The sequence below is a fragment of the Pseudomonas sp. PGPPP1 genome, from assembly GCF_002255865.1.
Taxonomy (GTDB): domain Bacteria; phylum Pseudomonadota; class Gammaproteobacteria; order Pseudomonadales; family Pseudomonadaceae; genus Aquipseudomonas; species Aquipseudomonas cremoris.
Genome location: NZ_NKIG01000011.1, coordinates 1 through 11,107, shown reverse-complemented (window position 1 = coordinate 11,107; position 11,107 = coordinate 1). Strand labels below are relative to the sequence as shown.

Here is an 11,107-nt window from a genome sequence, read left to right as displayed (position 1 = left end):
AGGAAAACACCCAGCCTAATCACCGCAGCCGCCCAACCGGCACTAGATAATTGAGCCCACGGCAGGCAAAAAAAAGCCCGCAGTGTGGGCGGGCGAAAAACCAACGAAGAGCCTTGGGGGCGTGAAACGAAGTGACGCTAGCTACCGCGATAGGTGGAGTAGCTGTAGGGCGAAATCAGTAGCGGGACATGGTAGTGATCCTGCTCGGCACTGATGCCAAAGCGCAGCACCACCACGTCCAGGAACGCAGGCTCCGGCAGTTGCACACCACGAGCACGGTAGTAGTCGCCGGCGCTGAACTGCAGTTGGTACACGCCGCTGCGGTAGTTATCGCCTTGCAGCAGCGGGGCATCGCAGCGCCCGTCGCTGTTGGTCAGAGCAGTGGCAACCAGTTCCAGCTGCGCGCCTTCGACGCGGTACAGCTCCACCTTGATTGCGCTGCCAGGGCAGCCGTGCGCGGCGTCCAAAACGTGTGTGGTCAAACGTCCCATGGCGTCTACGCGCCTCCTGAAGTCAGTAGAAAAGAAGTCCGCACTTTTTCAGGGCAGTGAAAAAGCCGGCGATGACTGATTAAGACACTTTTTAAAAAAATTGTACACAATAAAAATCACAAACCTTTGCATCACCCCGTCCTCATTGCTTCAACAGGTAATTGGCGAGTAATCCTTGCTTTTAAACGACCTTTTATCCATTTGCTGACCAACCAGGCAAGTTTCTTGCTACACCCTTCATAGGGAGTCTTGCAGAAAAAATGCGGAAATGTAGGCTTACAAAGTCGATGATAAGTTGTATACAATCACTCATCGCTGTGACGCCACCCAGTCATTTCACTGCCCGGCCGCCACATGAATGATCACGAACAAGAAGGAAGACTGCAGTGAGCGCTGACTACCCACGCGACCTGATCGGTTACGGCAGTAACCCTCCTCACCCCCACTGGCCGGGCAAGGCGCGCATTGCGCTGTCTTTCGTACTCAACTACGAAGAAGGCGGTGAGCGCAATATTTTGCACGGCGACAAAGAGTCCGAAGCCTTCCTCTCGGAAATGGTCTCGGCCCAGCCGTTGCAAGGCGCGCGCAACATGAGCATGGAGTCGCTGTACGAATACGGCAGCCGTGCCGGCGTGTGGCGCATCCTCAAGCTGTTTAAAGAATTCGATATTCCGCTGACCATCTTCGCCGTGGCCATGGCCGCCCAGCGTCACCCGGATGTGATCCGCGCCATGGTCGAGGCCGGCCACGAGATCTGCAGCCACGGCTACCGCTGGATCGACTACCAGTACATGGACGAAGCCCAGGAACGCGAGCATATGCTCGAAGCGATCCGCATCCTCACCGAACTGACCGGCGAACGCCCACTGGGCTGGTACACCGGGCGCACCGGCCCCAATACACGGCGGCTGGTGATGGAGGAAGGCGGCTTTCTCTACGACTGCGACACCTACGACGACGACCTGCCCTACTGGGAGCCCAACAACCCCACCGGCAAGCCGCACTTGGTGATCCCCTACACCCTGGACACCAATGACATGCGCTTCACCCAGGTGCAGGGCTTCAACAAGGGCGATGACTTCTTCGAATACCTCAAGGACGCGTTCGACGTGCTCTACGCCGAAGGCGCGGAGGCGCCGAAAATGCTTTCCATCGGCCTGCATTGCCGCCTGATCGGCCGCCCGGCACGCCTGGCCTCCTTGAAGCGGTTCATCGAGTACGTCAAAGGTCACGATCACGTGTGGTTCACTCGCCGTGTCGACATTGCCCGTCACTGGCACGAAACCCACCCCTTCAAGGGAGCGGCGAAATGACTGCGTTCCAAACCCTGAAACCTTCGACATTGAGCCGCGACGAATTCGTCCAGGCCTTCGCCGACATCTACGAACATTCGCCATGGGTGGCCGAAAAGGCCTACGACCTGGGCCAGGACGCTTCGATCGACGAGATCGAAACCCTGCACCAGCGCATGAGCGACATCCTGTTGAGCGCCGATCATGCCAGCCAGTTGGCCCTGATCAACGCTCACCCGGACCTGGCCGGCAAAGCTGCCGTCCAGGGCCAACTCACCCAAGCCAGCACCGATGAGCAAGCTGGCGCGGGGATTCACCAATGCTCGAGCGAGGAGTTTTCTCGCTTCACCGAGCTGAACGATGCCTACAAGGCCAAGTTCAAGTTTCCCTTCATCATGGCGGTAAAAGGCAGCAACCGGCATCAGATCCTGGCCGCGTTCGAAACGCGCATTCACAACTCGGTTGAGGCCGAGTTCAAATGTGCACTGGCCGAGATCAACAAGATCGCGTTGTTCCGTTTACTGACCCTTTAAAGCAACCCTGGCCCGAGCGTTCATGGCGCCCAGGGCCTGGCGAGCATCCCAAGCCACTCAATTCAAGGCAGACAAGAAGAATGAAAGCTTACGCCGTACCTTTCGAGAAGTTCGTCAACCTGGCCGACGCCCGTCTGGGCACCAAGATCCTTTCGGTGACCGATGACTGGTTCGCTGACGCCAACCGCCTGTTCCAGCCGACCCCGGCCGTGTGGAAGGAGGGCGTTTTCGATGACAACGGCAAGTGGATGGACGGCTGGGAGTCGCGCCGCAAGCGCTTCGAAGGCTACGACAGCGCAGTGATCCGCCTGGGCGTGCCTGGCTCGATCAAAGGCGTGGACATCGACACTTCATTCTTCACCGGCAACTTCCCGCCGTCGGCCTCCCTGGAAGCCTGTTTCCTGGCCTCGGGCGACCCTGATGAAAACACCCAGTGGGTGGAAGTGCTGTCGGCCGTCGAGCTGCAAGGCAACAGCCACCACTACCACGAGATCAACAACGACAAGGCGTTCAGCCACCTGCGTTTCAACATCTACCCAGATGGCGGCGTGGCGCGTCTGCGCGTCTACGGCGTACCGTTCCGCGACTGGTCCTCGGTGGGCGACAACGAACAGGTTGACCTGGCTGCTGCCCTGAACGGCGGCCGTGCGCTGGCTTGCTCCGACGAGCACTTTGGCCGCATGAGCAACATCCTCAACCCAGGCCGTGGCATCAACATGGGCGACGGCTGGGAAACCGCGCGTCGTCGTACACCGGGCAATGACTGGGTGATCGTCGCACTGGGCCACCCGGGCGAGATCGAGAAAGTCATCGTCGACACCCTGCACTTCAAGGGCAACTACCCAGACACTTGCTCGATCCAGGGCGCGTTCGTGAAGGGCGGCACCGACAGCCAGATCGAAACCCAATCGCTGTTCTGGCGCGAACTGCTGCCGGCGCAGAAGCTGGAAATGCACGCTGAGCACACCTTCGCCGAGCAGATCAAGGCGCTGGGCCCGATTACCCACATCCGCCTGAATGTGTTCCCGGACGGTGGTGTGAGCCGCCTGCGTGTTCTGGGCAAAGTCGCCAAGTAAGCGCCGCACCCTGTAGTGAGCGGGCTTGCCCCGCGCTGGGGCGCGAAGCGGCCCTGTCTTTTGGGGCTGCTACGCAGCCCAGCGCGGGACAAGCCCGCTCACTACAAAAGCAAGCAGAACAAACAACACAGAATTCGGATAAGAGACAGCCATGCGCACACTAGTGATCGAACCCCTGACCAAAGAAGCCTTTGCCCCTTTCGGAGACGTTATCGAAACGGACGGCAGCGATCACTTCATGATCAACAACGGGTCGACCATGCGCTTTCACAAACTGGCCACGGTCGAAACCGCTAAGCCGGAAGACCACGCCATCATCAGCATTTTCCGCGCCGATGCGCAGGACATGCCGCTGACCGTGTGCATGCTGGAGAGACACCCGCTGGGCAGCCAGGCGTTCATACCGCTGCTCGGCAACCCCTTTCTGATCGTGGTCGCGCCAGTTGGCGATGAACCTGTATCGGGCTTGGTCCGCGCCTTCGTTACCAACGGCAGGCAGGGCATTAATTACCATCGCGGCGTTTGGCACCATCCGGTGCTGACGATCGAAAAGCGGGATGACTTCCTGGTGGTTGATCGCAGTGGCACAGGCAATAACTGCGATGAGCATTTTTTCAAAGAGGATGAGCGGTTGATCCTCGCCCCCCACCAATAAGAGAAGGTCTGATCACCCGACAACAAGGGTGACAGGCGAGAGGTAAAGACTGTGGAAGCACATTTGATGGAATGGCTGAACCTTAGCGTGCGCTGGGTTCACATGATCACGGGCGTCGCGTGGATCGGCGCTTCTTTCTACTTCGTCTGGCTGGAAAACAACCTTAATCGCGTCAACCCCAAGAGCGGCCTGGCCGGTGACTTGTGGGCGATCCACGGTGGCGGCATCTACCACCTGGAAAAATACAAACTGGCCCCGCCGACCATGCCGGACAACCTGCACTGGTTCAAATGGGAAGCCTACTTCACCTGGATGTCGGGCATTGCGCTGCTGTGCGTGGTGTTCTACTGGAACCCGACGCTGTACCTGCTCGCCCCCGGCAGCACGCTCAGCGGCACCGAAGGCGTCTTGCTGGGCATCGGCTCACTGTTCGCCGGCTGGTTCATCTACTCCTTCCTCTGCGACTCGGCCCTGGGCAAACGCCCTGCCCTGCTGGGTTTCATCCTGTTCGTGCTGTTGATTGCCGCAGCTTATGGCTTCAGCAAAGTGTTCAGTGGCCGTGGCGCCTACCTGCACGTGGGTGCGGTGATCGGCACCATCATGGTGGGTAACGTTTTCCGCATCATCATGCCCGCGCAGCGTGCACTGGTAGCGGCGATTGCCGAGAACCGCACGCCGGATCCGGCACTGCCGGCCAAGGGCTTGCTGCGTTCGCGTCACAACAACTACTTCACCTTGCCCGTGCTGTTCATCATGATCAGCAACCACTTCCCGAGCACCTATGGCAGCCAATACAACTGGCTGATCCTGGCCGGTATCGCGGTGGCGGCAGTGTTGGTGCGTCACTACTTCAACACCCGGCATAACAGCCAGAAGTATGCGTGGACGCTGCCGGTCGGCGCGTTGGCAATGATCAGCCTGGCGTACGTGACCGGTCCCAAGCCCGTTGCCGAAGTGGCCAAGGCCCCAGCGGCCATCGAGTACCAACCGCTGCCGGAAACGGCGTTGGGTGGTGGCTTGAAACCTGCTGCACCGGCAGCGCCCGCTGCACCAGCGGCTGAACCTGCACCGGCCCAGGCCACGATTGATTTCGACAAAGTGCACGGGGTGATCCAGGAACGCTGCGCCGTCTGCCATTCGGCCAAGCCCACCAGCCCGCTGTTCAGCACTGCGCCGGCAGGGGTGATGTTCGATACCCCGACGCAGATCCAGCAGCAGGCAGCGCGTATTCAGGCGCAAGCCGTGGCCAGCCAGATCATGCCATTGGGCAACATCACCCAGATGACCCAGCAGGAGCGGGATTTGATTGGCACCTGGATCAACCAGGGAGCCCGCACTAACTGATTGTTGGAGATCAAATGTGGGAGCGGGCTTGCCCGCGATGGCGGTGCATCAGTCAGCAGATATGTGACTGACCCAAAGCTATCGCAGGCAAGCCAGCTCCCACATTTCGACCCTCGCAGGCTTGTAGATTGAGTTCCACCCGGCAATTGAATGCCGAACAACACAAAAATAAAAAAGATCCGAGGTGTTGCATGACCGAGTTAGCCGAACCGCAGATTCCTGCCGCACCCGCCATGGTGCGGCTGCCCCTCTTGCAACTGATTCTGGTAGGCCTGCAACACGTCTTGCTGATGTACGGCGGCGCTGTCGCCGTGCCCCTGATCATTGGCCAGGCCGCCGGTCTGAGCCGTGAAGAAATCGCCTTCCTGATCAACGCCGACCTGCTGGTGGCCGGTATCGCCACCATGGTGCAATCGTTCGGCATCGGCCCGGTGGGCATTCGCATGCCGGTGATGATGGGTGCCAGTTTCGCCGCCGTCGGCAGCATGGTCGCCATGGCGGGCATGCCCGGTATCGGCTTGCAAGGGATCTTCGGCGCGACCATCGCTGCCGGTTTTTTCGGCATGATCATCGCGCCGTTCATGTCCAAGGTCGTGCGCTTCTTCCCACCCTTGGTAACCGGCACCGTGATCACGGCGATCGGCTTGTCATTGTTTCCGGTAGCCGTGAACTGGGCCGGCGGCGGTAGCGCTGCAGCCAGCTTCGGCTCGCCGGTCTACCTGGCGATTGCTGCCTTGGTCCTGGGCACCATCTTGTTGATCAACCGCTTCATGCGCGGCTTCTGGGTGAATATCTCGGTGCTGATCGGCATGGGCCTGGGCTATGTGTTGTGCGGCATGCTCGGCATGGTCGACCTCAGCGGTTTGGCGCAGGCGCCGTGGGTGCAGGTGGTAACGCCGCTGCACTTCGGTATGCCCAAGTTCGAGCTGGCGCCGATCCTGTCGATGTGCCTGGTGGTGGTGATCATCTTTGTCGAATCCACTGGGATGTTCCTCGCGCTGGGCAAGATCACCGGCCAGGACGTCACGCCGAAGATGCTGCGCCGTGGCTTGCTGTGTGACGCCGGCGCGTCGTTCTTTGCCGGGTTCTTCAACACCTTTACCCACTCCTCCTTCGCCCAGAACATCGGCCTGGTGCAGATGACCGGCGTGCGTTGCCGTTCGGTGACGATCATGGCCGGGGCCTTTTTGATTGTGCTCAGCCTGCTGCCGAAAGCGGCCTTCCTGGTGGCGTCGATTCCGCCTGCGGTATTGGGGGGTGCGGCAATCGCCATGTTCGGCATGGTGGCGGCTACCGGGATCAAGATCCTGCAGGAAGCCGATATCGCCGACCGCCGCAACCAGTTGCTGGTGGCGGTGAGTATCGGCATGGGCCTGATCCCGGTGGTGCGTCCGGAGTTCTTCGCGCAACTACCGTTGTGGATGAGCCCGATTACCCATAGCGGCATCGCCATGGCCACGCTCAGCGCGTTGTCGCTGAATATCCTGTTCAACATTCTCGGTGGCTCTGAACGACCTGCCGTCGCCCATACGCATTGATTCCTTCGTTCAAATAAAAACAATAACGAAACCGGGAATATCCACATGCACAGCATTCACCTGGGGCCGGCCACACGCCGTGCCCCATTCTTGCCCCACGCGCTCTGTTACAGCGCACTTGAGCCAAGGCTTTGGAGCCAGTATTCTCCGCGCCCGCTCGAATCGACTCAAAAAAAAACAGCAAATGTAAAAGCTGACTGCAAGGCCAACTTATCCCGGCCTCATGTCTGCAGCCATCGTGCGCAAAAGTCCTCTGAATTCGACTGCATTTATTGCAGCCGACGGGGATTTTTTGGCTTTTTAAACACCTTGGCGCAGCTCTTGCTAAAAGCACTAAAGCTGACCGAATAGACGATTTTTGCAGCGATCCAAAAGGCGCCACACCAGAGCGCCTGCGTAGAAGAAAAACCATAAAACTTTAACTCGGGAGCAACCGAATGAAACCTATGTTCAAAGGCCTGATGCTGGCGGGATCCCTGCTGGCCGGTGGCCAAGCCGTGGCCGGTGACCTGTTGCAGTGGCAGAACAACAGCCTGACTTATCTGTGGGGCAAGAGCTTTACCGTTAACCCGCAGATCCAGCAAACCGTAACGTTCGAACATGCCGACGCATGGAAGTACGGCGACAACTTCTTGTTTGTCGACCGCATCTTTTACAACGGCAAGGAAGACGGCAACGTCGGCCCAAGTACTTACTACGGCGAGTTCAGCCCACGCCTGTCATTCGGCAAGATCTTTGACAAGGACCTGTCCTTCGGCCCGATCAAAGACGTATTGCTGGCCTTCACTTACGAGTTCGGCGAAGGCGATAACGAGTCGTACCTGCTGGGCCCTGGCTTTGACTTGAACATTCCGGGTTTCGACTACTTCCAGTTGAACTTCTACCAGCGCCAGACCGAAGGCAATCGTCCGGGTGATGGCGTGTGGCAGATCACGCCGGTGTGGTCGTACACCCTGCCGGTGGGCAACTCCAACATCCTGATCGACGGCTACATGGACTGGGTGACGGACAACGACAAGAACGCCCGTGGTACTTATCACGCCAACCTGCACTTCAACCCACAGGTCAAATATGACCTGGGCAAGGCGTTGCATTGGGGCGAGAAGCAACTGTACGTCGGCTTTGAATACGACTACTGGAAGAACAAGTACGGGATCGAAGATTCAGGCGCGTTCAAGACCAACCAGGACACGGCGAGCTTCCTGGTCAAGTACCACTTCTAACGCACACCGCCAGTCCCCTGTGGGAGCTGGCTTGCCTGCGATAGCGATCTGTCAGACCCACCGCTATCGCAGGCAAGCCAGCTCCCACATTCAGTTCGGTTGCAGGCCCAGGAAACGCGTGATCTGATCACGCTTGGCCAACGCATCCCGCCGTCCCAGCTCGATCAACTCGCTGCAATACCCCGCCTCGAACAGCAAGTAGCTCAACACCCCCGCCCCACTCGTCTTGGTCGCCCCCGGCCCACGCAAGAACAAACGCAACGCCGCCGGTAATTCCTGGCGATGTCGCGCTGCGATTTCGTCGATAGGCTGGCTGGGCGCAATGACCAGCACTTCCACCGGAGCCAACCCCTGGGCGGTGCTGTCGGCAGGCCGGAAATGGCTGAACTGGTTGAGCCGCTCCAGCAGTTCGATATCGCTTTCCAGGCTGTCGATGAACGTACTGTTGAGCATGTGCCCACCGATCTGCGCCAGGGTCGGCTCCTGGCCGGTGAAAGTTCGCTGCACCGCCGGCTCATTGCCACGCGGGTTGCCGCTGACGCCAACCACCAAGACACGGCTGGCCCCCAGGTGCAGCGCCGGGCTGATGGGGGCCGACTGGCGTACAGCGCCGTCGCCGAAATACTCATGGTCAAGTTTGACTGGGGCGAACAACAAGGGGATCGCCGAACTGGCCAGCAGGTGTTCAACGCTGAGCTGAGTGGGCACGCCGATACGCCGATGGCGCAACCACGCGTCGATGGTGCGCCCGCCTTGATAAAAGGTCACCGCTTGCCCGGACTCATAACCGAAGGCTGTCACGGCCACCGCATGCAGGTGCTTTTTGCGGATGGCTTCGTCGATACCGTGCAGGTGCAGTTTGTCGTTGAGCAAATCGCGCAACGGCGCGCTATTGAGCAGTGCCACCGGCACCTGCGCGCCCATGCCGAGCAAACTGTGGAAAAAAAACCGGCTCGCCTGGCGAATTACCCCCGGCCAGTCACTGCGCAGCACCAGATGGCTGCGAAAGCCTTGCCAGAACGCGGTAAGTCGTTGGATCGCGGCGGTGAAATCCATGGCCCCACTGGCCAGGCTTACCGCATTGATCGCACCGGCCGACGTGCCGACGATCACCGGAAACGGGTTCGGCGCCCCCGGCGGCAGCAATTCGGCAATCGCCGCCAACACCCCCACTTGATATGCCGCTCGCGCCCCACCGCCGGAAAGAATCAAGCCTGTAACCGGTTCAGCTGGGCGCATCGCATCACTCCATGTAGGGAAACGTCGGGATTACCGACGGCGTTTTTCGTACAGTTTTGGCTCACCCGGTGGCCGGCTCTTGAAGCGGCGATGGGTCCACAGGTACTGCTCGGGGCATTCACGTACCGAGGCTTCGACCCACTGGTTGATGCGCAGGCAATCGGCCTCATCGCTTTCGCCGGGGAAGTCAGCCAGCGGCGGGTGGATCACCAGGCGGTACCCACTGCCGTCGGCCAGGCGCTGCTGGGTGAACGGCACCACCAGCGCCTTGCCCAGCTTGGCGAACTTGCTGGTGGCCGGCACGGTAGCGGCCTGAATGCCGAACAGCGGCACGAAGATGCTTTGCTTGGCGCCGTAGTCCTGGTCCGGTGCATACCAGATGGCACGGCCGGCGCGCAGCAGCTTGAGCATGCCGCGCACGTCCTCGCGCTCCACCGCCAGGGAATCGAGGTTGTGGCGCTCGCGGCCACGGCGCTGGATATAGTCGAACAGCGGGTTGCCGTGCTCGCGGTACATGCCATCAATGGTGTGCTTTTGCCCCAGCAAGGCTGCGCCGATTTCCAGGGTAGTGAAATGCAGGGCCATGAGGATCACGCCCTTGCCGTCCAGTTGAGCCTGCTTGAGGTGCTCCAGGCCTTCGACATGGGCCAGGCGCGCCAAACGCTGGCGCGACCACCACCAGCTCATGGCCATTTCAAAGAAGGCGATGCCGGTGGAGGCAAAGTTTTCCTTGAGCAAATGTTTTCGCTCTTTGGCGGATTTTTCCGGGAAGCACAGCTCCAGGTTTCGCGCGGCGATGCGCCGACGTTCACCGGCCACACGGTACATTCCCGCACCCAACACGCGGCCGATGACCAGCAGCGCGCGGTACGGCAACTGGGTGACCAGCCACAGCAGGCCGAGTCCCAGCCATAACAGCCAAAAACGTGGGTGAAAAAATACAGCTCGAAAACGCGGGCGATCCATTACAGATTCCGGTAAAGACAAGGGCCGCGCATTCTACAACGGTTCGACTCGGCTTGCGGCCAGTGGATGTTCTCGTTATAAGTCTCGACACTTTTCGTGACAAGCCGCTTTTGCCGACCATGAGCCAAACCGAACCGCTAGACCAAGATCCCGTGTTCCAGCTGAAAGGCAGCATGCTCGCCATCACCGTGCTGGAACTGGCCCGCAACGACCTCGACGCCCTGGACCGCCAATTGGCCGCCAAGGTCGCCCTGGCGCCGAACTTCTTCAACAATGCCCCGCTGGTGCTGGCCCTGGACAAACTGCCTGCCGGCCAAGGGGTCATCGACCTGCCCGGCCTGATGCGCGTGTGCCGCTCCCATGGCCTGCGCACCCTGGCAATTCGTGCCAGCCGTATCGAAGACATTGCCGCGGCCATCGCCATTGAACTGCCAGTATTGCCGCCGTCCGGTGCGCGTGAGCGTCCGCTAGAACCATTGGTCGGCGAAGAGAAGAAAAAACCGGAAAAACCACCCGAGCCTACGATCAAGCCTACAAAGATCATCACCTCTCCCGTACGGGGCGGGCAGCAGATTTACGCCCAGGGTGGCGACCTTGTGGTGATCTCGTCGGTCAGTCCCGGGGCGGAACTTCTCGCCGATGGCAACATCCATGTATACGGCCCGATGCGCGGACGTGCCCTCGCCGGCATCAAGGGTGATACCAAGGCCCGTATTTTTTGCCAGCAGTTGACCGCTGAGCTAGTGTCCA

Annotated in this window: 11 protein-coding genes; 8 read left to right on the top strand and 3 right to left on the bottom strand. The window is 59.8% G+C overall.

What is annotated here, in order from left to right:
- Nucleotides 1-137: 137 nt before the first annotated feature.
- Nucleotides 138-491 carry a hydroxyisourate hydrolase gene (gene uraH, locus CFE47_RS14120; RefSeq protein ID WP_286837869.1) on the bottom strand — a complete coding sequence of 118 codons (354 nt, stop codon included), beginning with the start codon at nt 489-491 and terminating at the stop codon, nt 138-140.
- Between the two features lie 386 nt (nt 492-877).
- Between uraH and puuE the strand changes: the two genes are divergently transcribed.
- The 7 genes from puuE to CFE47_RS14085 all read left to right on the top strand — a co-directional run bounded on the left by puuE (nt 878) and on the right by CFE47_RS14085 (nt 8,152).
- On the top strand, nt 878-1,804 hold the full coding sequence (gene puuE, locus CFE47_RS14115; protein WP_286837867.1) for an allantoinase PuuE: 927 nt from the start codon (nt 878-880) through the stop codon (nt 1,802-1,804).
- A complete protein-coding gene (uraD, locus tag CFE47_RS14110; protein WP_286837865.1) occupies nt 1,801-2,316 on the top strand; it encodes a 2-oxo-4-hydroxy-4-carboxy-5-ureidoimidazoline decarboxylase in 516 nt (171 codons plus the stop codon). Before puuE ends, uraD begins: the two co-directional genes overlap by 4 nt.
- Nucleotides 2,317-2,396: 80 nt before the next feature.
- Nucleotides 2,397-3,392: an allantoicase gene (gene alc / locus CFE47_RS14105; protein WP_185703763.1), complete on the top strand. Its 996-nt coding sequence runs from the start codon at nt 2,397-2,399 to the stop codon at nt 3,390-3,392.
- Between the two features lie 151 nt (nt 3,393-3,543).
- Nucleotides 3,544-4,047: an ureidoglycolate lyase gene (locus CFE47_RS14100; RefSeq protein ID WP_185703761.1), complete on the top strand. Its 504-nt coding sequence runs from the start codon at nt 3,544-3,546 to the stop codon at nt 4,045-4,047.
- Nucleotides 4,048-4,098: 51 nt separating this feature from the next.
- Nucleotides 4,099-5,391, top strand: coding sequence for a urate hydroxylase PuuD (locus CFE47_RS14095; RefSeq protein ID WP_185703759.1), 1,293 nt, complete (start codon nt 4,099-4,101; stop codon nt 5,389-5,391).
- A gap of 191 nt (nt 5,392-5,582) precedes the next feature.
- Complete coding sequence (locus CFE47_RS14090; protein WP_286837862.1) at nt 5,583-6,929, top strand: nucleobase:cation symporter-2 family protein; 1,347 nt, start codon at nt 5,583-5,585, stop codon at nt 6,927-6,929.
- A gap of 437 nt (nt 6,930-7,366) precedes the next feature.
- Nucleotides 7,367-8,152, top strand: coding sequence for an outer membrane protein OmpK (locus CFE47_RS14085; RefSeq protein ID WP_286837860.1), 786 nt, complete (start codon nt 7,367-7,369; stop codon nt 8,150-8,152).
- A gap of 90 nt (nt 8,153-8,242) precedes the next feature.
- Here the strand turns inward: CFE47_RS14085 and CFE47_RS14080 are convergent, their stop codons facing one another.
- Together CFE47_RS14080 and CFE47_RS14075 are read right to left on the bottom strand one after the other, a co-directional pair.
- Nucleotides 8,243-9,391 carry a patatin-like phospholipase family protein gene (locus tag CFE47_RS14080; RefSeq protein ID WP_286837858.1) on the bottom strand — a complete coding sequence of 383 codons (1,149 nt, stop codon included), beginning with the start codon at nt 9,389-9,391 and terminating at the stop codon, nt 8,243-8,245.
- A 30-nt stretch (nt 9,392-9,421) separates the two neighbouring features.
- The gene (locus tag CFE47_RS14075; protein ID WP_286837855.1) at nt 9,422-10,357 is read right to left on the bottom strand and encodes a lipid A biosynthesis lauroyl acyltransferase; all 936 of its coding nucleotides are present in this window, start codon (nt 10,355-10,357) and stop codon (nt 9,422-9,424) included.
- A gap of 119 nt (nt 10,358-10,476) precedes the next feature.
- On the opposite strand from CFE47_RS14075, the gene minC reads away from it, so the two are divergent.
- Nucleotides 10,477-11,107 (top strand): septum site-determining protein MinC (gene minC / locus CFE47_RS14070; RefSeq protein WP_286837853.1); only part of this gene is annotated, 631 nt, incomplete at its 3' end.